Genomic DNA, 20,983 nt, shown 5'->3' with positions numbered 1-20,983 from the left:
GGCGGCGCCGACCGAGGAGTGACGAGTGGGAATGCGAATGGTGATTACAGGGGGAGGCACTGGCGGCCACATTCTGCCGGGTCTCGCCCTTTGGCGTTATGTCAAAGCGCAACATCCCGACGCGGAGTTGCTTTATATCGGCAGTGAACATGGGTTGGAAAAGGGCATCGTCACACGGGCCGGCTTGCCGTTTGCCACCGTCGAGGCGGCGGGCCTTCGGCGGCAGGTGAGCGTCGATGCCGTCAAAACCGTCCTCGTCACGTATCGTGGGTATCGGCAGGCGCTCTCGCGGCTGCGAGCTTTCCGACCCGATGTGGTGGTGGGAACCGGGGGTTACGTCACGCTGCCGGTCGTGTTTGCGGCCAGCCGGCTGCGCATCCCCAGTGTCATTTGGGAGGCCAACGCCCGCCCCGGGTTGACCAATGTCGTGTGCGCCCGCAAGGCCGACGCCGTGGCGGTTTCTTTCGCCGGTACGGAGCGGTGGTTTCAGCGGGCGCCCAAGGTGGTGCTGACAGGCAACCCGCGTGCCAGCGAGGTGTTGGGTGTTTCCTCGCAGGCGCTGCGGGAGGCGCGCGTGAAGTATGGCGTCGACGGACGGAGCAAGCTGATCCTGGTCTACGCGGGCAGCCGCGGTGCCGAGACGGTCAACGACGTGATGCTGACCTTGTTGCCGCGTCTGTCGTCTCGTCCGCAATGGCAATTGTTTTACATCACGGGACAGGCCCATTACGATAAGGTGAGTTCAGGAGCCGGGAGTCTACCGGCCAACGTCCGCCTGTTCCCTTTCATGGACGACCTGGCAGCCTTGCTGCCACAGGCCGATGTGGTGGTGACCCGCGCCGGCGGGGCCACTTTGGCGGAGGTCTGTTCCCTTGGATTGGCTTCCATTCTGATTCCGTCCCCGTACGTGACCGCCAATCACCAGGAGGAAAACGCCAAGCGCCTGGTGGAACAGGGGGCGGCGGTCATGGTGCGGGAGGCCGAATTGACGGCCGAGCGGTTGTGGGACGAGCTGGTGAACATCCTGGAACGCGGGGTTGGCGAGCGAGTGCGCGAGCGCGCCCGGCGCCTGGCCACGCCGAGGGCGGTGGAGGACCTGTACCAGCTGGTCATGGAGGTGCAGGAAACGGGTCGTGTGCACCAATGAATCGCCGACGCCATAAGATGCGGTACGGACCTGGGCACGGGCAGGAGCCCGGCGCGACACTCGTTGGGGGTACGATATGAATCGCACGCAACTGGAGTCGTTGTTTGCACGCTATCAAGTTCGACATGTGGAATTCGACGCCCCATTGGCTGATCACACCACGTGGAGAATCGGCGGTCCGGCCGATGTGTTGGTCACTCCCGAGAGCATCGAAGAGGTGAGGGGGGCGCTCATCGTGGCCACCGAGGCGGGATTGCCCTGGACTGTGATTGGGCGCGGCTCCAACCTGCTGGTCCTGGACGGGGGCGTCCGCGGATTGGTGTTGAAGATGGGAGGGCGCATGGCCCAGCTCAATGTGGTGGGGAATCGGGTGGTTGCCCAGGCGGGCCGCTCGTTTGTATCCTTGGCGCACGTGGCTATCCGCCACAGCTTGTCGGGATTGGAATTCGCCACGGGTATCCCGGGAACGGTCGGCGGGGCGGTGATGATGGATGCGGGCGCGCATGGCGGCGAAGTCCGCGACGTTCTTGAGTGGGCGGACGTCATGACACCGGATGGCGAGCTGCGCCGCCTGTCCAACGCCGACCTGCACTTTGACTACCGTTACAGCATTCTCAAGGACCATCCCGGCGTCGTGGTTGGCGCTTGTTTTCGCCTTCGCCCCGGCCACGAGGAGAAACTGCGCGCCACAGTCCGAGAATGGTCGCTTCGCCGCGCCCGCACTCAACCGTTGTCCATGCCCAACTGCGGCTCCGTCTTTCGCAATCCGCCCGGCACCCACGCGGCGCGCTTGATTGAAGCGGCGGGACTCAAGGGCTTGCGCTGCGGAGACGCCCAAATCAGTGACAAACACGCGAACTTCATCGTCAACCTCGGCCGCGCCAGCGCTGCAGACGTGCTCGAGCTCATGCGCCACGCCCAGGATACCGTGCGAGCCAAATACGGAATCACGCTCGAAACTGAGGTGAGAGTCATCGGCGACCCCGCCTCAGGGAGGTGATGGGTGTGGAAGCTCTGGAGATCCACGGCGGCCGTCCCCTCTCTGGACAAACAAGGATCTACGGCGCGAAAAACGCGGCGCTGCCGATTTTGGCCGCGACCGTGATGGTGGAAGGCACCTGTGAGATTCAGGGTGTCCCCGAACTGCAGGACGTTGACGTCATGTCGCACATTCTAGCCCACCTGGGCGCTCGCGTGGAGAGACGGGCTGACACGCTGGTGGTGGACTCCCGCGACATTCACTCCACCGAAGTGCCGCTGCACCTGATGCGCCGGATGCGCAGTTCCATCTTCCTCATGGGCCCGCTTTTGGCCCGCTTTGGGGAAGTGACGATTTCCAAGCCCGGCGGCTGTGTGATTGGCCAGCGCCCGATTGACTACCACCTGCGCGGGATGCGCATGCTGGGGGTGGCGCTGGAGGAACAACACGGTTTCATCCGCTGCACCTGCAACCGCTTGATGGGTACGTCGATCACGCTCGACTTTCCCAGCGTCGGCGCGACCGAGAACTTGATCATGGCGGCGGTGCTCAGCGACGGTCAGACGGTGCTGGAGAATGTGGCCCGCGAACCGGAGGTGGTCGACCTCGCCAATTTCCTGAATCGTTGCGGGGCGCGCATCGAAGGCGCGGGAGGAGGCACCATCGTCGTCGACGGGGTGCACCACCTGCGGGGCTGCCAGTACCGGGTGATACCGGATCGGATTGTGGCCGGGACGATGCTGATTGCGGCCGCCGCGACCGGGGGGGAGGTGGAGCTGCTCGATGTCAACGCGCACCACCTGGGCGCGGTCATTGGCAAGCTGCGGGAGACCGGAGTGCAGTTGCGGGCCGAGCCGGATAGGCTAGTGGTGCTGCCTGGGCGCTCCTATCACGGGGTAAACGTGCGCACCGCCCCTTACCCTGGGTTTCCGACCGATTTGCAGGCGCCGCTGATGGCTTTTCTGACCACGGTTGACGGCATCAGCGTCGTCAAGGAAGAAATTTTTGAAGCCCGGTTCAAACACGCGGATGAACTGGCGCGCATGGGCGCCGATATCACGGTCGACCTGCGCACCGCGGTGGTGCGCGGCGTGTCGGGGCTGTCAGGTGCGGCTGTCGAGGCCAGCGACTTACGCGGGGGCGCGGCGCTGGTGATCGCCGGACTGATGGCGGAGGGCGTCACTCGGGTGGAGGGGAGCCAGCACATCGACCGTGGGTACCAGCAGCTTGAGCTGTATCTGCGGGACTTGGGAGCCGCCGTGGAACGCGTTGACCTGCCATGAGCCGTCCAACCGCATCGGAGGGTAAAAGTGGTAAGCTTCCGGTGCGGTTTTTCCCCCCGGTCATCCTCTCCAAGATGGTATAATGTCAATAGAATCCAACGCGCGGAGGGACAAGCTTGAAGTCTGCAATCTCGGAACGACCGGCGGATGTGCGGCAACGCCGCCGCGTGCGCAACCGGATCCTGGTCGCTTGTTTCTTCGCCCTCGTTGGGGTCGTGGTGTTTTTAGAGTCGCCGCTGATGCGCGTGCGGCGGGTCGAAATCGTGGGCAACACCGAGGTGCCCGCCAGCCGCATCCGCGCCGAAGCGGCTGTACAGCCGGGGATGAGTCTGTGGCAAGTGAATGCCTCTGCAATCGCCGCATCGCTGAAGCGCCGTGAGGCGACGGTCGATTCGGTCCAGGTGACGACCGATTACACGCACGGCCAGGTGACACTGGTCCTGCATCAAAAGCGCGTGGTGGCCATTTACCAAGCCGGTCACCAGTTTTACTCTTTGCTTGCAGACGGCACGGTGTTCAGACGGATCGCGGACAGCGACGGTTTTCCTCATCCTATTCTCTCTACCACGAAACCCGCCCAGGTGGAACTGGGACAGCGGATTGGGAACTCCTTCGTCGTACAGGCCTGTGAACAAATTGCAAAGCTTAAGGATGAAGAGTTGGCAACCGTATCGCAGATTGTGATTGATCAATACGGTACGGCGTCGATTTATTTGGATGACGGGTTTCAGGCGGACGTACCAACGGGCGAGCTGGCCAAGCGGATGCCCGATGTTGTGACGGCGGCGTCGTATTTTCGCAAGCACGGCTATGCGCCGGGGATCATGGATATGGCAGGTTCACCCCCGTACCGCTACATCCCGTATGCCAATTCCGCGAAAAAGGGGAATCGTTGATGCGAACGCGGGCCAAACTTGCGCTCTCTCTGACGGTTGTCGCGATGGTCCTGGGATTCATGGTGACCCTCCAGTACAGACAGACGATGCTGGCGCGTGTCAGCGACGTGACAGCCAGTTATACAGACGAGCGTCAAAAGGAGCTGGCCGACAAGGTGGCTCAGCTGGAGCGGGTGAACAAGGACGCGTTAAAACGCCTGCAGAACCTCAACGCTGAGATTGCGGCATACGAGAAGGAATCGGCGGGGGCGGACGCGCAGTTGACCAGCATCCAGCAGAATCTGTCCCGCTACCGCATACTGGCCGGCACCACACCGGTGGAGGGCCCCGGCATCAGCGTGACGCTGATGGACGGGCAGTATAACGGGGTGGGCAGCGTGTCCGATTACACCACGCACGATTGGGAAATCAACTACGTGATCAACGAATTGTTTACCGCCGGCGCCGAGGCTGTGTCCATCAACAACTACCGGGTGGTGGCAGACTCGGGGATCTTCTGTATCGGGCCGGTTATCACCGTCAACAATCACCGTCTCGTCGCACCGTTCCAAATCCAAGCGATAGGCGACCCGGCAGTACTCAAGGGAGCCTTGGAGATGCAAGGAGGGATCCTGGATCTCCTGCGCAACGTCGAGGACATCAAGGTGTCCGCGGTAAAGGTGGAGCAGAACATCCAAATGCCCGCATTCACGGCCGCTGTCACCGCACCGCCCTCAGAAAGTGCGGCGCAGTCGAAAAAGAGCAGCGAGGGCAAACAGGAATAAGGGGGATAGGCGCGTGAATCGGCGCGGATTTATCGCATCTTTGACGGTGGTGTCGACGCTAATAGGGCTGATGTTGTCGCTGCAGATTTCAGCCCGGTCGGCGAGTCCTCAAGATAACACCGGCGGGAACCAGAGTTCCCTGGATTTGCAGGAGGAATTGATGGAGCAGAACCAGGAACACAGCCTGCTCTTGCAGGAGATTGAAAAGGCTGAAAAGCAGCTGCTGACGTTCGAGACCTCCGGCAGCAGCCATGAAGACCGGAAAGAGGCCTTGGAGAAGGATGCCGCGCAGTTAAAGGCGGCGGCGGGCCTCACACCGGTGACCGGGGCGGGCATCGAGATTACCATTCAAGCGGATCCCACCCTGCCCGGATACGACGCGAACACCGTCTTCGACCCGCAACTCAATCTGACGCCGGTCATCAACTACCTGTTCGCCCAGGGGGCGAAGGCCATCAGCATCAACGGGTATCGCTTCGTCGGCACGTCGTCATTGCGGGATGTCGGGGATGAAAAGAATCCGGTGCTCCAGGTGAACGGTCACTCCATCGCGCCGCCGTACGTCATCAAGGCGATTGGGGATGTCAGTGCGATGAACGCAGTGCTGACGGCGAACGGGTTTGCCAAAAATTTTAACGAGATCGGCGAGGATTTCACGGTGCGGACGATGTCGAGTCTCACCGTTCCAGGCTATCACGATGTGCTGCCAGGACGGTACGCAAAGGAGGTGACCCCATAATGTTCTGGCTACCGGTCATTGGCTTGATTATCGGTGTGGCTATTGGATATGTTACCAATTTCACGATTCCTGTCGCGTTTACGAGTTATCTTTCCATTGCCATCCTGGCCGCGCTCGACACCGTGGTCGGCGGCGTGCGGGCGAGCCTGGAGAAGACGTTTGACAGTTTTGTGTTCCTGACCGGCTTTTTCTTTAACACGTTGGTCGCCGCCCTGCTGGCGTACATCGGGAATCAGCTGGGGGTTGACCTGTATCTGGCGGCCGTCGTGGCCTTTGGCGTCCGGCTGTTCCAGAACATCGCGCTCATCCGCCGCCTGGCCTTTAACAAAATGGGGGAACGGCGGCACAGGGGTGCGATGGACAAGTCGCACGGCTGAGCCTTCCCCGGCAACCGAGGCTCGGCAGAGCGGGGTTCGTCGGCGAGGGCGGCTGGGAGCCGAGAGGTGTGTCGATGGAGAAAAACTTTTGTCGAAGAGAGGATTGTTGACGTCCCTGTGGAATTAGTCACAAGGACATTTTGCGTATCACGGCGGAGTTGTGTTTTCGGGAGGTGCCACGCGCATTGGCAAAAGGGGATTACATCGTCAGTCTCGATATTGGCACTTCTAAAGTCCGTGCCATCATCGGTGAACAGGCGGGCAACAGCATCAACGTGATTGGCGTTGGATCCGCGCCTGGAGAAGGCATCCGCCACGGATCCATCGTGGACATAGATTTGACCGTGGAATCGATTCGGGAAGCGGTTGATCACGCTGAGCGGATGGTGGGGATACATATCACATCGGCCTACGTGGGCGTTTCGGGCAATCACATCCAACTCCAGACCAGCCACGGAGTGGTCGCCGTGTCTTCACCGGATCGTGAAATTGGCGAAGAAGACATTGAACGGGTGCTGGCTCAGTCGCGAGTCGTCGCGCTGCCACCGGAGCGGGAGATCATCGACGTGGTGGCGAAGGAGTTTGTGGTCGATGGGCTCAGTGGCATCGCCGATCCACGGGGCATGCTCGGGGTGCGCTTGGAGGCGGACGCGTACCTGATCACCGGCAGTCGCACGGCGATTCACAACGTGGTACGGTGTGTGGAAAAAGCGGGGATAGAGGTCGCCAATTTGGTCCTGTTGCCGATGGCGGCCGGGCATGTGGCGCTGTCCGCCGATGAACGCAATCTGGGGGTCGCGCTGGTGGACATGGGCGCGGGCGCGACCTCCGTTTCCATCTTTGAGAATGGGGGCCTGGTGGCCACCAGCATCATCCCGATGGGCGGAGACTATGTCACGCACGACATTGCCATCGGTCTTCGGACCCACACGACGGCAGCGGAGCAGGTGAAGGTGCAGTACGGCCGGGCTACTGAGGCCGCGATTGGCGGCGGCGACGGCGAGTGGTTCAAGGTGCCGCGGATTGGCAGCAACCAGGAGACGGAGTACAACCAATACGATTTGATGACCATCATTGAACCTCGGTTGCAGGAGATCTTTTCGCTGGTTCGAAAAGAAGTAGAGAAACTGGGCTACGCGCGAGGCTTGACCAGCGGGTATGTCCTGCACGGCGGGGTGGCGGCGATTCCCGGCGCGGCGGAATTAGCCAGCGAGGAGCTGGGGGCGCCTGTCCGCGTGGCCGTGCCGGAATTTCTCGGTGTACGGGACCCTTCGTTCATCAACGGAGTGGGGATGATTGCCTACGCACTGCGGACGCACGCCCGCAACATGAGTATGGAACCGGCGACGCATGTGCGAGCCGCGAGGAGCGGTGGTTTTTTTGCCCGTGTCCGTGATTGGTTCCGTGATTTCGTATAAACCATGGTCATGTCAGGCAAGGAGGAACAACCATGTTGGAGTTTGATTTGGAAGTCGATTCGCTCGCACGCATCAAGGTCGTCGGCGTGGGGGGCGGGGGCTGTAACGCGGTCAACCGGATGATTGACTCGGGCATTGCCGGCGTCGAGTTTATTGTGGTCAACACGGATGCCCAGGCGTTGCGTCTGTCCAAGGCGGAGACGCGGATTCAAATTGGCGAGAAGGTCACTCGCGGATTAGGGGCGGGCGCAAATCCCGAAATTGGCAAGAAGGCTGCCGAGGAGAGCCGGGAGGCTCTGACCAACGCTCTGCAGGGCGCGGACATGGTGTTTGTCACCGCCGGCATGGGGGGCGGGACCGGCACGGGGGCCGCGCCTATCATCGCCGAGATTTCCAAGGAGCTGGGCGCGCTGACTGTCGGCGTGGTGACCAAACCGTTTCGATTTGAACAAAAGCGCCGGATGAGCCAAGCAGAGGTCGGCATCGCCAACCTGAAGGAAAAGGTCGACACCTTGATAGTGATTCCGAACGACCGGTTGTTGGAAATTGTGGATCGCAACACACCGGTGACGGAAGCGTTTAAAGAGGCGGACAACGTGCTCCGGCAGGGCGTCTCCGGGATCTCCGACTTGATTGCGGTACCCGGGCTCATCAATGTGGACTTCGCGGACGTCAAAGCCATCATGACCGAACGGGGTTCCGCCCTGATGGGAATCGGCACCGCCTCCGGCGAGAACCGGGCCACCGAAGCGGCCAAAATGGCGATTTGCAGTCCATTGCTGGAAACGTCCATTGAGGGCGCGCGCGGCGTCTTGATGCATGTGTCGGGCAGCGAGAACCTGAGCCTGTGGGAGGTCAACGAAGCGGCAGATATCGTTTCGGCGGCTGTGGATCCTGACGTCAATATGATTTTCGGGGCCAACATCAACCCGGACCTGCAGGATGACATTGTGGTGACCGTCATCGCCACCGGCTTCGAGGCAAAGCCCAATGCGGCGGAGGCGACGGCGGCGGCCGGTGTCGCAGCCACTCGTGTGCGCACTTCGGTGGCGGACGGATTCAACCAGGCCAACGTGCCGTCCAACTCCTGGGATGTTCCCGCGTTCATTCGCCGCCGCGAGGAGCGTTTTCGCCGCGACCGTGAGCGTTGACCCAGATGGCGGGATGGCACCGGCATGAGCCCCGGTGCCATCCGCAGCCTGGCGCCTGTCTGCCTTCCTCGCAAACACCCTCTCACTCTTCCCATTCTACAAAACTTACCGCAATTCGCAGTCAAGTTCCGACAGGGTTTGTAATAGATATGTACTATACTGTGGGCAAACTTCGGCAGGGGTGATGCCATGCCCGTCGTGTATCTCGATGTGGTTTGGCTGATCAACTTCGTGATGGACAGCCTGCTGCTGGCCACAAGCGCCTGGATTTGCCGGCGTCCGTTACGGCCGAAGCGCATTCTGGCAGCTGCCTTGCTCGGCGCGATGTATGCAGTGCTGCTGTTTTTCCCGTCACTGGCGTGGCTGACATCGTGGCCTGGCAAGGTCGTCGTGTCTCTTGCCATGGTGGCTGTGGCCATTCCGTGCCGCCGCTGGTTGGAATGGTTGCGCGTATCGGTCATGTTCTATTTCGTCTCTTTTGTCTTTGCGGGAGCGGCGCTGGCCCTGCACTACGCGGTTCCCGGGACCTCCCTGGCGACGGCCCAAGTGCAGGGCTCGCGGATTGCCTTTGCCACAAGTCTGGAGAGTTTGGGATTGCTGGTCGCCATTGTCTTGGCGGGTTTCCTGTTGCGCTACGCGGCCTATCGATGGCGGGTGCATGACCAGCACGCCGGAGCGGTGTTGCCGGTGCGCGTGGTGTTCAACGGCGAAACCGCTACCCTGATGGGCCTGGTAGACACGGGCAATCGGCTGCGCGATCCGGTCTCCCGTAAGCCTGTCTGCTTGGCTGACGCCTCGGCGTGCGCCAGCCTGCTGCCCCAGCCTTTGCGGGCCGCGTTGGCGCAGGGGGGAGACCCGCTGAGTGCGCTGGAGCACGTCGAGGACGGGGAGGGCCGCAATCGTTTCACCCTGGTACCGCTGCAAGGGGCCGGCGGTGCACAGTTGGCCCTCGCTTTCCGTCCCGACGCTGTCGAGTTGCGGCAGGGCCAAACCTGGCGTGCAGGCGGCGCCTGCCTGATTGCGCTGCACGCGGGAGAATTGTCGTCCGACAGCGAGTTCCAGGTGATCTTACACGCAGCTGTGATAACGGAGGCTGACGGCTTTGATGAATTCCCAGTTGGCAGCACAGATTCGACTGCGATGGCGCATGCGGATGCGTCTGTTGTGGATTCGCATCCGGGCTCTGTTGGCCGGCGGCTATGAAGAGATTTACTATGTCGGCGGGAGTGAAGCCTTACCTCCTCCGCTGACGCGCGACGAGGAAGAGTACCTGCTGGGCCGCCTGCCAGAAGGGGACCAGGCGGTGCGTTCGGTTCTCATAGAACGCAATTTGCGCCTCGTGGTATACATCGCCCGCAAGTTCGAGAACACAGGCGTCAACATCGAGGACCTGGTGTCGATTGGGACCATCGGACTGATTAAGGCGGTGAACACGTTTGACCCTGGGAAAAAGATCAAGTTGGCTACGTACGCGTCGCGCTGCATAGAAAATGAAATCTTGATGTTTTTAAGGCGCAACAGCAAGATTCGCACCGAGGTGTCCTTTGACGAACCCCTTAACGTCGACTGGGACGGCAACGAGCTTTTGCTGTCCGATGTGCTTGGCACCGACGCGGACACCATTTACCGCAACCTGGAGGAGGAGGTGGACAGGGAGCTTCTGTACGACGCCCTGTCGAGGCTGTCGGATCGGGAGCGCAGGATCATGGAACTGCGCTTTGGGCTGCAAGGGGGGCGCGAGATGACACAAAAGGATGTGGCCGATCTCCTGGGCATTTCGCAGTCATACATTTCTCGCTTGGAAAAGCGGATCATCAAACGGCTTCAAGAGGAGTTCGACCGCATGATGTAGCTTCCCGCCTGGCGGCTTTAAGGCGCTTCGCCGGAGCGGGACCGGCGGCCATCCGCGGCTGGGCTTTGCATAACTTGGAGACCCCCGGAAATACTGTTGACGCAGTGGTCGTCACGGATGTGGGGGGACAGAACAGCATGAAGCGCACGAAAGTTGAGATCTGCGGAGTGAACACATCAGAGCTTCCTGTTCTGAAAAACACGGAGATGCGTGAACTGTTTGTTCGGCTGCAAAACGGGGAGTGGTCGGCCCGGGAGAAACTGGTCAACGGCAACCTGCGTCTGGTGCTCTCCGTGATTCAGCGGTTCAACAACCGCGGCGAATATGTGGACGACCTGTTCCAGGTTGGTTGCATCGGTCTCATGAAGGCCATCGACAACTTCGATTTGTCCCAAAATGTTCGTTTCTCCACCTACGCGGTACCCATGATCATCGGCGAGATCCGCCGCTACCTGCGCGACAACAATCCCATACGCGTCAGCCGTTCGCTGCGGGACGTCGCCTACAAGGCGCTGCAGGTGCGGGATCAGTTGACCAACCAAAAACTGCGGGAGCCCACCATTGTCGAAATTGCGGAGGCTATGAACGTCCCCAAGGAGGATGTGGTCTTCGCCCTGGACGCCATCCAGGACCCGGTCTCCATGTTCGAACCGATTTACAACGATGGGGGCGACCCGATCTACGTCATGGACCAAATCCACGACGAAAGGAACCTGGACTCCAATTGGGTGGAGGGAATTGCCATCCGGGAGGCGATGCGCAAACTGAGCGACCGTGAGAAAAAGATCCTGTCCATGCGCTTCTTTGAAGGCAAAACCCAGATGGAGGTCGCCGAGGAAATCGGCATCTCCCAGGCTCAGGTATCGCGACTCGAGAAGGCCGCCATCCAACGTATGCATAAACACGTCCAGGCATGAGAGCGCCCGCTGACCGTCCAACGCGGGCGGCTGCACCTGTCCCTCCTCGCGTATTTCTCGTCCCGTCCCGCATATACATATCTCTGAATACCCTCCGGATGTTCTGTAGGTTGGCCAATGAACGGAAAGGCGGGGGCGTGGCATGCGAATTTCCGACCTGCAGGCCAAAGATGTCGTCAACATCGGCGACGGAAAACGCTTGGGAACCATCGGCGATCTCGACATCGATATTGAGAGCGGGTTGATTCGGGCCATCATCATCCCGGGGGAAGCCCGCTTTTTTGGTATGGTGGGAGGAGGCCACGACTACGTCGTGGCCTGGAATCAAATCGTCAAGATTGGCTCCGATGTGATTCTTGTCGACTTGCGCCCCTCCGGCGAAAACACCTACTATCTCCCGCCCCAGTCCGGAAAACTCGGCACCGGTGGCTACTGATTCGTTCTTTGGCGAAACAGGAGGCCGGCCGCGTGATACAATGGCCCTAGCTGGGAGGGATGCTGTGTGTTGGGGAACTGGATTGGCGGCCACGACACGCCGATCTGGCTGGAGCCCAGCGGATGGCGCGCGGCTGGGGCCCATGCCGCGTTCTCGTTTCGTCTCGGGGGTGTCAGTCAGGGCCCGTTTGCGTCGCTCAACGCGGGTGGACACGTGGGGGATGACGCGTCGGCCGTGACCGCCAACCGGGCCAAGATAGCGGCTCACCTGTCCGTGCCTGTGCACGATATCGCCATGGCTGAGCAGGTGCACGGCAGCCGCGTCGCACTCGTCGGAGAAGACTGGCTCGAGCTGGCGCCGCAGCAGCGGGTCCCTTTTGCGGCCACAGACGCATTGGTGACCCATGTGCGGGGAATCGCGTTGGGAATCTTGACAGCCGACTGCGTGCCGGTCCTGTTTTTTGATCCGGTGCAGAGGGTGGTGGCTGCGGCTCACTCGGGTTGGCGCGGCACGGTGGAAGGCATCTCCAGCCGCGTGGTAAAGACCATGGTCGAGGTGTACGGGTGCCGGGCGCAGAATGTGCGGGCGGTACTGGGGCCCGCCATCCGCCGCTGTTGTTATGAGGTTGACGAATCAGTGGCGGGCGCGTTTATAGATCGGTTCGGGCGGGCCCATGCCACAATACGGCCGGGCCGTCCTGGAAAATTCCTGCTCGATCTCCCATCCTGCATTCGTAAGGACCTACTGGAGGCCGGTGTCAGCCCGCATCATCTGCAGGACACAGGCGTTTGCACCGCGTGCCGGAATGACGTTTTGTTTTCCTATCGCGCTGACGGCGGACGAACTGGCCGGCAGCTGGCGGTGGTAGGATTGCGTGCAAAGCGGAGGGGAGGAGACTTGTCCTGTGACCAGTTTGCCTGAGAGGTTGGCCGAGGTGCGGGCGGAGATTGAGTCCGCCTGTGTGCGTTCGGGCCGCTCGTCTGCCAGCGTGCGCTTGATTGCCGTGACCAAAACGGTCGCTGTCGACGTGGTGCAGCGCTTGGTGGACAGTGGTTTGCGCGATTTTGGAGAAAACCGCTGGCAGCAAGCGAGGGACAAGGTAAACACGGATTTCGGCGAACCGGTGACTTGGCATTTTATCGGCCGTTTGCAGCAGAACAAGGCGAAATATGTGGTCCCGCGCTTTTCTTGGATACATTCGTTGGACTCCCTGTCGCTGGCGGCGGAATTGGACAAGCGTGCGCAGCTGGCGGGCAAAACGATGCAAGTGTTGGTACAAGTCAACGTCTCAGGAGAGAGCAGCAAGGCGGGCGTCGCGGCGGACGAGTTGTGGCCGCTGTTGGAGGGATTGGCCGATTATTCCCACCTTCAGGTGCGGGGGTTGATGACGATGGCTCCCGATACGGAGGATCCCGAGACTTCCCGGCCTGTGTTTCGACGCCTGCGGCAACTACTGGAGGAGGCGCGGACCCGCTATCGAGAGCTGGACCTGCAGGAGCTTTCCATGGGGATGTCGAATGATTTCGTGGTTGCCGTAGAGGAAGGTGCCACCATGGTGCGCGTCGGGCGGCGGCTGGTGGGGGCATCCGACAATCAGGAGTGAAGTCTGGGGCATGTGGACGTACATACTGAATTTGATCTATATTTTACTGGAAATCTATGGATATCTATTGATTGCGGCGGCGTTGATGACCTGGATACCCAACCTGGGCGATACGCCTATAGGTCAATTGCTGACGCGATTGACAGAGCCTTATCTCGGCATTTTCCGGCGCTTCATTCCCCCTCTTCCATTCGGGGGAATCCGTCTGGACTTATCGTTCTTGGTGGCAATCGTTGTTTACTTCTTTCTGGAAAATATGGTGATAAGCATACTGTGGAGGTTGCCTTTAGCATGAGCGAGGAAGAACGGTCCGGCTGGGTGCGCCCTGGAGAGCGGGCGACGGTGCGTCGCCTGGAAGACCTGGCGCGACGGGCTGAGCGCACGTCCCAGGCGGTGCTGACTGATTTTTTGACGCCGCGTGAGCAGCACCTGACCCAATCGGTGGCTGGGAGCGTGGGCGTCGCGGTCACGTTCTACGGCGGCTATCCACAGGCCGAGCGCAAGCGCGCGCTCTTGGCGCCCGACTGGTGGGAGGCGGAAGCGTCAGACTTCCGGATGCAAGCTCTGGTGATGAATCCCTTGACGGGGGTGCGCCATGGACAGGTGCTGGGTGCCCTCTTGGGCACGGGGATTGAACGGCGCAAGGTGGGCGATGTAAGTGTCAGCGACGATGGCATTCAGGTGATTGTCGACGTGGACCTGGTGGGGTATCTGTTGGCCCATTGGCGGCGTGTGGGCAAGCATCCGGTATCGCTGGTCACCGTGCCTCCGGAAGATTTGGTCTGGGCGGCACCTGCCTATCGCTGGGCATGGGTGCATGTGGCCTCCCCGCGCGTCGACGCGATGGTGGCGGCGGCGTGTCACTGGCCGCGGGCCAAGGCCAAGGAGTGGGTAGAGCGCGGGCAGGTTACACTCAATTTTACCGAGCTGGACAAACCTGACGAGGAAGTGGCCGAGGGGGACGTGATTTCGGTGCGCGGGTTCGGCCGCATTGCCGTGGGCGAACCGGATGGACAGACCCAACGCGGACGGGAGCGCTGGCGGCTCGGCATTCTGCGTTCGTAGGCGGCAGGAGTTGCCGCGCGAACGTCGAAATTAAGGGACGCAAGCGCTCGAAATCACGGTCCGATTGCCAACACATGTCGAATGGAGGGTTTCCGATGCCGCTTTCGCCTTTGGACATTCACAATAAAGAGTTCAGCCGCTCGTTTCGCGGCTATGACGAGGACGAGGTGGACGATTTTCTCGAGCGTGTGATGCAGGACTACGAGTTGTTAATCCGGCAGAACAAAGAACTGGAGGAGCGTATCGCCGACCTGAACGACCGCCTGCAGCACTTTACCAACATTGAGGAGAGTCTCAGCAAGTCCATTCTGGTGGCGCAGGAGACGGCCGAGGAGGTCAAGGCCAACGCGCGCAAAGAAGCGCAGCTCATCATCAAGGAAGCCGAGAAGAACGCGGACCGCATTGTCAGCGAGGCGTTGAACAAGTCGCGCAAGATTGCCATGGAGGTGGAGGAGGTCCAGAAGCACGCCGCCATATTTCGCGCTCGTTTTCGGTCGCTCATTCAGGCTCAGCTCGAGATGTTGGAGTCAGGCGACTGGGACAAGTTTGATGCGGAGCTGAACACTCACGATTTTTCCGAGGCCAAGGCGGAATCGATATAAGATACAAAATTTATTTATAGAAAAGCAAAAGGCCACAGCGCGCTGTTCCTTTCGCGCCTGCGGCCTCGCACCCCGCTCACCCTGTTGCTGCCGAGGCCTTTGGGCCTTGGGCTTTACAAGAAGCGCGCGATGACGTACAGAATAATCCCTACCAGCAGGGCGAGAAAAAACAGGGGTGTCCATGGGACCGTCAGTTCAAACCAGATTTTCGCGAGGAAACCAGCCAACACCTCAAGACCGCCAATCCACATTAGGATGAGTGCAATCGCATGCAGACGATGTTTGCGCAAACAGTCTCTCCCCATTCCTCGCGTCTCCTATCATCATACACCGGCTCTTCGGTCGATAGATTGACATTCTTTTGAACAAAATTGCCAGTCTCGCGGTGTATGCAGTCAGCTCACCAGCCCAAACTAAGCCTCGCAGGTAGGTTCGAAACCGACCATACCGTGGGAAGTTCACCGGCCGGGCGGTCCGGCGGCACGACAGCGGTATGGGAGCACTCATCGTAAGCGGGGTGGATAAAGGTGGATTGGGCAAGCATTCGTGACGGGCTGCTACGGGAGCGCGAAACCATCGAGCAGCGTTTGCGGCACAGCGGCGAGTACGGCATGGATGAGGCCATAGGCACGACGTTGGGGGAGCTGTCCGCGTATGACAACCACCCGGCCGACATCGGCAGCGAGGTGTTTGAGCGCGGAAAGGATCTGGCGCTGCGGGACCGCGATCGCCTGCGCCTGCAGGACATCGACAGGGCGCTCTCCGCCCTGGAGGATGGTACTTACGGAATTTGCGGCCGCTGTTCCCGCCCGATTCCGTTCGAACGGCTGCGCGCCTATCCGACGGCGCTTTTGTGCGTGGACTGCAAGCGCCGCGAAGAGCGGGAACACCCCAGCCGGCAGCGGCCAGTGGAGGAGACTGTGAACGCGCCGGCTTTCCATCGCTCCAATCTCGACGGCACTGAGGTTGTCGAGTTCGATGGTGAAGATTCATGGCAGGCGGTGGCTCGCTACAACCAGCGCCCAGAGTACGAGCACGACTACGAATTGCAGGGGCTCGACGACAATGAGGGGATTGTCGATCCGGCGGACGCGGTTTCAGACCGCCAATACCGCGAGCAATTGCCGTAGACGCCACTGCCGTCGCCTTTTCTTCAGGCAGCGGGCATGGGTGGGGATGGGCCTCAGTTTGTGGTAGACTGGGGCTCATAGGAGCGAGGTGGGCGACATCGTGTGGACGTATGTGATAGCTCTGCTGACGTTGGCGTTGGATCAATTCTTGAAGTGGGACATACGTACGCACCTGACATTGGGGGCTGGTTTTCCCATCGTCGGGGATTGGGTGTACATCCAATACATACGCAATCCGGGCGGAGCGTTCAGTATCTTTCCGCATGTTCGATGGCTGTTTTGGGTTGTCGCCGTGCTGGTGGTCGCCGTCGTGGTGTACGTCCAGTTCCGCTATCGGCCACGGCGCCTGCTGGCGGTTGGGCTCGGACTGTTGATGGGCGGGGCCGTCGGCAACCTGGCCGACCGGGTGTTGAGCGGATCGGTAGTGGATTACGTGTACTTGAAGGTGATTCATTTCCCGGTCTTCAACCTGGCCGACGTCTGCATCGACGCGGGCATTGCCATCATCTTATGGAGCCTGTTGCGGGCGGATGCGGCGAAACGGACCCTGCCGGCGGAGGGTGAGGACACTGGACGCCATTCGTGAACGCCTGCAGGTGGAGGCGGCGGATGCGGGGGCGCGGTTGGACAGGTGGCTGACGGACAGGCTGCAGGAACTGGAGTACACGGTCTCCCGCAGCCAGGTGCAGGCCTGGATACGCGCCGGCCATGTGCGCCGTGATTCCGCTCCGCCGCGACCCAGCGATGCGGTGGGAGCGGGAGAGACCTACGAAGTGGCGGTGCCGGCGCCAGAGCCGATAGCGCTGCTCGGCGACAAGATGGACATCGCGGTGGTGTACGAGGACGAGGATGTGGTGGTCGTCAACAAGGAGCGCGGTGTGGTCGTCCATCCGGCGCCGGGCCACCTGCGTCATACCCTGGTCAACGGACTCATCGCGCGAGGAACGCCGCTGTCGAGCCTGGGCGGGGGGCTGCGCCCCGGTGTCGTGCACCGGATCGACAAGGATACGTCTGGTTTGGTGATGTTTGCCAAGAGCGACTTGGCCTATCACAGCCTGACCCAACAACTGCGCGAACACACGACACATCGGGTGTATGAAGCGATTGTGCATGGCATCCTGGCTCACGACGAGGGCCGCATCGACGCGCCCATTGGCCGTGACCCCAGAAACCGGCAGCGGATGGCGGTGACCGGCGGGGGCAAGCCGGCGGTCACAGACTTTCGCGTTCGTCAACGGTTTGCCGGCTACACGTATGTCCAGCTGCGTCTTTCGACGGGACGGACGCACCAAATCCGCGTGCACATGGCCTACATCGGCCATCCGCTGGCTGGTGATCCTCTCTATGGCCCGCGCCATACGCTGCCGATTGCAGGGCAGGCGCTGCACGCCCGCGAACTGGGTTTTGTGCATCCGCGGACGGGCGAGGCCCTGCGTTTTGCATCGGACCTGCCGGCGGACATGCAGCATCTGGTGGACGGACTGGCGGCAGGGCTGTGGTGAGCCGGGCGATTGGGCTCGTCTCGGTCTTGACATTCCCAACTGCGCTTGCTAAAGTTGTGGCAACTGGAACTGCCTTTAATCCAATCCCGTGAGGTTGGAAAGGGGTCGCACAACGGTATACATCATCCTCAATCGTGTACTTCGCTTGAGGGTGTTTGTCGTAGACGACTGCTTTCCAAAATGTGGGGAGCGGTCGTTTTTGTGTGCTCCCGGGCATGAAAGGTGGAACATGCGATGCACAAGAAGGCGCAAATCATGGACGCCGCGGCGATGCGACGGTCCATCACGCGTATGGCGCACGAGCTGCTGGAACGCAATCACGGGCTGGACAACGTGGTTGTGGTCGGCGTCACCACGCGCGGGGTGCCGCTGGCTGAGCGGATCGCGGATAGACTGTTGGACATTGAGGGCGTACGTCCGCCGGTCTACGCCCTCAATCCGCGGCCGTTTCGCGATGACGCGGACATTCTCCAGCGACCGGAGAAGCCGGAATTGCCGGAGGACGGGGTGCGCGGCAAGGTGGTGGTCCTGGTGGACGATGTCCTGTACACCGGGCGGACGGTTCGCGCGGCGCTGGACGCCTTGATGTTGGTGGGCCGGGCGCGCATGGTGCAATTGGCCGCCCTGGTGGATCGCGGGCACCGGGAGCTGCCGATTCGCCCCGACTTTGTCGGCAAAAACGTACCCACGGCGCGCGACGAGGAGGTTGTCGTCCATCTGGCCGAGGTGGACGGAGAGGACAATGTCTGGATTTGCGCGCTGGAACCGCCGGTTTCGCGAACAGGAGGCGGGCGCGCATGAGGCACTTGCTCTCTGCGGCGTCGCTCAGGCGCCAGGATGTCGAGCGCTGGTTTCAGGCCGCCGAAACGTTGCGCGGGCTGCCGCGGCAGCAGGTCATGGTCCGCCACGACGGGGCGGTCCTGGCCACCTTGTTCTACGAGCCGAGCACACGCACGCGGCTGTCGTTCGAGGCAGCGGCGGCGCGTTTGGGCGCGCGTGTGGCGGGGGCAGAGAACGCCCGCGAAAACTCCTCGGCGAAAAAAGGCGAGCGGTTGTCGGATGTTTTCCGCGTCGTCGGCAGTTATGTGGACGCGATTGTCATTCGCCACCATGAAGAGCGGGAGATAGAGCAAGCGGCGCCATACAGCCCGGTGCCCGTGATCAACGCTGGGTCCGGCTCCGGCGAGCACCCGACCCAGGCGCTGTTGGACGTGTACACGATGTGGCGGGAGTGCGGCCATGTGGACGGGTTGCGGGTGGCCCTTCTGGGGGATTTGAAATACGGCCGTACGGCTCATTCCCTGCTCCTGCTGCTGGCCCGGTTCCGGGACGTCCAAGTGCGGCTGTGCCATCCGGATTCGCTCGCCCTGCCGAGCGAACTGGAAGCCCGGTTGCGGGCGCAAGGCTTGGCGATGGAGCGGGTGGACGACATCGCGGAGGCGCTCTCCGGAGCAGACGTGGTGTACCAGACGCGCGTACAGCGCGAGCGGTTGGCGGACGCAGACGAAGCGGCGGAGGCCGCGCGCTGCCGGTTGGGGCGCGAGCATCTGCCGCTGCTGGCTGAGCACGCGCGCATTCTCCATCCTCTGCCGCGCCTGGACGAGTTAAGCCCGGAGCTGGACGAGGACGCGCGAGCCGCCTACTTCCGCCAGGTGGAAAATGGCCTCTACCTGCGCATGGCGCTGCTTGATGAATATTTGCCCAGCTTCACCGGCGGCGGTCGACCTTCCGGACCGATGGACAGCCGGCATGCCCGCCGACTTTCGGAGGTGCACGCATGAAGACCCGCATTGACGGCGGCCGGTTGTTGGATTTGGTGGACGGGTCTTTGACTGCGGCCAGTGTCCTGGTCGACGAGGAATCGGGGCGCATCGCGGCGATTGGCGACGACCTGCCGTCCGCCGACCGGGTGGTCTCGCTGCAGGGCGAGGTTCTGTTGCCCGGTTTCATCGATGTCCATGTACACCTGCGGGAGCCCGGGTTTGAGGACAAGGAGACGATTGCCAGCGGGGCGCGGGCGGCTGCGGCCGGGGGATTCAGTCAAATTCTGTGCATGCCCAACACCAAGCCGCCGCTGGATACTCCCGAGCGGATCACCTTTGTCCGCCGCCAGGCGGAGGCCGCCGGGGCCGCGAAGGTGCTGCCGATTGGGTGCATCACCCGAGGGCAGGCGGGCCGGGAATTGACCGATTTCTCCGCGCTGCAGGCGGCCGGGGCAGTGGCCCTGTCGGACGACGGGCACGGCGTCCAGCACGGCGGCCTTATGCGCGAGGCTCTGTTCCAGGCGGCGCGGTTGGGGCTGCCGGTGGCCATCCACGCAGAGGATGAGAGTCTGTCGGCGGGTGGCGTGCTGGCGCCGGGAGCGGCGCACCGGCTGGGACTCCAGGGCATCCCGGCGGCCGCGGAGGCGGCGATGATAGCCCGGGACATTCTGTTGGCGGAAGAGGCGGGGGCTCACCTGCACGTCTGCCACGTCAGCGTCGAGTCGGCGGTGGCCCTGATACGGTTTGCCAAGCAGCGCGGGGTGCGCGTCACGGCCGAGGTCACCCCGCACCACCTGTTGCTCAGCGACGCGGTGATTGACCGTGACGATGCGGTCTACAAAGTGAACCCGCCACTGCAGAGCGAACGGGACCGGCAGGCCTGCTTGGCTGGGTTCCTCGATGGCACGCTGGATATGGTGGCGACGGACCACGCCCCCCATACCGCTCTGGAAAAGGCGCATCCGATTGCCGACGCCCCGTTTGGCATGGTGGGAATCGAGACGGTCTTCCCGCTGCTTTACACGCACCTGGTTCTGACCGGGCGGATGCCGCTGGCGGAATTGGTCCGCCGCATGTCCACCGCGCCGGCGCGGGCCTTTGGCTTGCGGGGAGGCGTTCTGCGCGTGGGGGCGGCGGCCGATTTGGTGGCGGTCAATCTGGAGCGGGAGCGTCCGATAGAGCCGGAACGGTTTCATTCAAAGGGCCGCAACACCCCCTTCGCGGGCTGGCTGGTGCGAGGCTGGCCGGCTTTGACCCTGGTGGACGGCCGTATCGTCCACGCCGACGAGGAATGGGTGCGGGTGGACACGCGGGGATAAGAGCAGAGAGCAGCCGGCCGGCTGGACGACTACGCGAGGA

General features: G+C 61.8%; 25 protein-coding genes. 24 read left to right on the top strand and 1 reads right to left on the bottom strand.

Annotated elements, in window-relative coordinates; all coding sequences use genetic code 11:
• Window positions 1-31 precede the first annotated feature (31 nt).
• The 18 genes from murG (at window position 32) to AK2_RS03800 (ending at window position 15,229) form a co-directional block, all read left to right on the top strand.
• Window positions 32-1,147, top strand: a complete 1,116-nt coding sequence (murG, locus tag AK2_RS03885; RefSeq protein WP_067931574.1) for an undecaprenyldiphospho-muramoylpentapeptide beta-N-acetylglucosaminyltransferase — start codon at window positions 32-34, stop codon at window positions 1,145-1,147.
• A gap of 76 nt (window positions 1,148-1,223) precedes the next feature.
• A complete protein-coding gene (gene murB / locus AK2_RS03880) occupies window positions 1,224-2,147 on the top strand; it encodes a UDP-N-acetylmuramate dehydrogenase (protein WP_067931572.1) in 924 nt (307 codons plus the stop codon).
• Window positions 2,148-2,152: 5 nt separating this feature from the next.
• Window positions 2,153-3,409 carry a UDP-N-acetylglucosamine 1-carboxyvinyltransferase gene (gene murA, locus AK2_RS03875; protein ID WP_067931570.1) on the top strand — a complete coding sequence of 419 codons (1,257 nt, stop codon included), beginning with the start codon at window positions 2,153-2,155 and terminating at the stop codon, window positions 3,407-3,409.
• Window positions 3,410-3,525: 116 nt separating this feature from the next.
• Window positions 3,526-4,305, top strand: coding sequence for a cell division protein FtsQ/DivIB (locus AK2_RS03870; protein ID WP_067931568.1), 780 nt, complete (start codon window positions 3,526-3,528; stop codon window positions 4,303-4,305).
• Window positions 4,305-5,069, top strand: coding sequence for a DUF881 domain-containing protein (locus AK2_RS03865; RefSeq protein ID WP_067931567.1), 765 nt, complete (start codon window positions 4,305-4,307; stop codon window positions 5,067-5,069). The genes AK2_RS03870 and AK2_RS03865 overlap by 1 nt, the downstream gene beginning before the upstream one ends.
• 13 nt (window positions 5,070-5,082) lie before the next feature.
• Window positions 5,083-5,808: a DUF881 domain-containing protein gene (locus AK2_RS03860; RefSeq protein ID WP_067931566.1), complete on the top strand. Its 726-nt coding sequence runs from the start codon at window positions 5,083-5,085 to the stop codon at window positions 5,806-5,808.
• Entirely contained in the window at window positions 5,808-6,185 is a 378-nt protein-coding gene (locus tag AK2_RS03855) for a small basic family protein (RefSeq protein ID WP_067931565.1), read from the top strand. Before AK2_RS03860 ends, AK2_RS03855 begins: the two co-directional genes overlap by 1 nt.
• 185 nt (window positions 6,186-6,370) lie before the next feature.
• Window positions 6,371-7,603, top strand: coding sequence for a cell division protein FtsA (gene ftsA, locus AK2_RS03850; protein WP_067931563.1), 1,233 nt, complete (start codon window positions 6,371-6,373; stop codon window positions 7,601-7,603).
• 32 nt (window positions 7,604-7,635) lie between these two features.
• Window positions 7,636-8,754, top strand: a complete 1,119-nt coding sequence (gene ftsZ, locus AK2_RS03845; RefSeq protein ID WP_067931561.1) for a cell division protein FtsZ — start codon at window positions 7,636-7,638, stop codon at window positions 8,752-8,754.
• A gap of 189 nt (window positions 8,755-8,943) precedes the next feature.
• Entirely contained in the window at window positions 8,944-9,957 is a 1,014-nt protein-coding gene (locus AK2_RS03840; protein WP_067931559.1) for a sigma-E processing peptidase SpoIIGA, read from the top strand.
• Window positions 9,908-10,606, top strand: coding sequence for an RNA polymerase sporulation sigma factor SigE (gene sigE / locus AK2_RS03835; RefSeq protein ID WP_439645080.1), 699 nt, complete (start codon window positions 9,908-9,910; stop codon window positions 10,604-10,606). The genes AK2_RS03840 and sigE overlap by 50 nt, the downstream gene beginning before the upstream one ends.
• Before the next feature lie 137 nt (window positions 10,607-10,743).
• Window positions 10,744-11,523: an RNA polymerase sporulation sigma factor SigG gene (gene sigG / locus AK2_RS03830; RefSeq protein WP_067931674.1), complete on the top strand. Its 780-nt coding sequence runs from the start codon at window positions 10,744-10,746 to the stop codon at window positions 11,521-11,523.
• Window positions 11,524-11,665: 142 nt separating this feature from the next.
• Complete coding sequence (locus AK2_RS03825; RefSeq protein WP_067922286.1) at window positions 11,666-11,959, top strand: YlmC/YmxH family sporulation protein; 294 nt, start codon at window positions 11,666-11,668, stop codon at window positions 11,957-11,959.
• 66 nt (window positions 11,960-12,025) lie between these two features.
• Window positions 12,026-12,880, top strand: a complete 855-nt coding sequence (pgeF, locus tag AK2_RS03820; RefSeq protein ID WP_067931557.1) for a peptidoglycan editing factor PgeF — start codon at window positions 12,026-12,028, stop codon at window positions 12,878-12,880.
• Window positions 12,864-13,562, top strand: a complete 699-nt coding sequence (locus AK2_RS03815) for a YggS family pyridoxal phosphate-dependent enzyme (protein ID WP_067931555.1) — start codon at window positions 12,864-12,866, stop codon at window positions 13,560-13,562. Before pgeF ends, AK2_RS03815 begins: the two co-directional genes overlap by 17 nt.
• Before the next feature lie 10 nt (window positions 13,563-13,572).
• Window positions 13,573-13,857: a YggT family protein gene (locus AK2_RS03810; protein ID WP_067931553.1), complete on the top strand. Its 285-nt coding sequence runs from the start codon at window positions 13,573-13,575 to the stop codon at window positions 13,855-13,857.
• Window positions 13,854-14,627, top strand: coding sequence for a YlmH family RNA-binding protein (locus AK2_RS03805; RefSeq protein ID WP_067931551.1), 774 nt, complete (start codon window positions 13,854-13,856; stop codon window positions 14,625-14,627). The genes AK2_RS03810 and AK2_RS03805 overlap by 4 nt, the downstream gene beginning before the upstream one ends.
• A 95-nt stretch (window positions 14,628-14,722) precedes the next feature.
• Window positions 14,723-15,229 (top strand): DivIVA domain-containing protein, encoded by a 507-nt coding sequence (locus AK2_RS03800; protein WP_067922105.1) that lies wholly within the window; start codon window positions 14,723-14,725, stop codon window positions 15,227-15,229.
• 113 nt (window positions 15,230-15,342) lie between these two features.
• Here the strand turns inward: AK2_RS03800 and AK2_RS03795 are convergent, their stop codons facing one another.
• Window positions 15,343-15,519, bottom strand: coding sequence for a hypothetical protein (locus AK2_RS03795; RefSeq protein ID WP_157076209.1), 177 nt, complete (start codon window positions 15,517-15,519; stop codon window positions 15,343-15,345).
• Between the two features lie 237 nt (window positions 15,520-15,756).
• On the opposite strand from AK2_RS03795, the gene AK2_RS03790 reads away from it, so the two are divergent.
• From AK2_RS03790 to AK2_RS03765, 6 genes are all read left to right on the top strand, one after another.
• Window positions 15,757-16,359, top strand: coding sequence for a TraR/DksA C4-type zinc finger protein (locus tag AK2_RS03790; protein ID WP_067931547.1), 603 nt, complete (start codon window positions 15,757-15,759; stop codon window positions 16,357-16,359).
• 100 nt (window positions 16,360-16,459) lie between these two features.
• A complete protein-coding gene (gene lspA, locus AK2_RS03785) occupies window positions 16,460-16,945 on the top strand; it encodes a signal peptidase II (protein ID WP_067931545.1) in 486 nt (161 codons plus the stop codon).
• Entirely contained in the window at window positions 16,920-17,861 is a 942-nt protein-coding gene (locus AK2_RS03780; RefSeq protein WP_245632753.1) for an RluA family pseudouridine synthase, read from the top strand. The genes lspA and AK2_RS03780 overlap by 26 nt, the downstream gene beginning before the upstream one ends.
• A 234-nt stretch (window positions 17,862-18,095) precedes the next feature.
• Window positions 18,096-18,662: a bifunctional pyr operon transcriptional regulator/uracil phosphoribosyltransferase PyrR gene (gene pyrR, locus AK2_RS03775; protein WP_067931541.1), complete on the top strand. Its 567-nt coding sequence runs from the start codon at window positions 18,096-18,098 to the stop codon at window positions 18,660-18,662.
• A complete protein-coding gene (gene pyrB, locus AK2_RS03770; protein WP_083520821.1) occupies window positions 18,659-19,642 on the top strand; it encodes an aspartate carbamoyltransferase in 984 nt (327 codons plus the stop codon). Before pyrR ends, pyrB begins: the two co-directional genes overlap by 4 nt.
• Window positions 19,639-20,943, top strand: a complete 1,305-nt coding sequence (locus AK2_RS03765) for a dihydroorotase (RefSeq protein WP_067931540.1) — start codon at window positions 19,639-19,641, stop codon at window positions 20,941-20,943. Before pyrB ends, AK2_RS03765 begins: the two co-directional genes overlap by 4 nt.
• Window positions 20,944-20,983 lie beyond the last annotated feature (40 nt).

Origin of the sequence: Alicyclobacillus kakegawensis NBRC 103104, assembly GCF_001552655.1 — a bacterium.
GTDB lineage: Bacteria > Bacillota > Bacilli > Alicyclobacillales > Alicyclobacillaceae > Alicyclobacillus_G > Alicyclobacillus_G kakegawensis.
The sequence above is the reverse complement of the archived record's forward strand: the minus strand, read 5'-3'. Positions and strand labels throughout refer to the sequence as shown.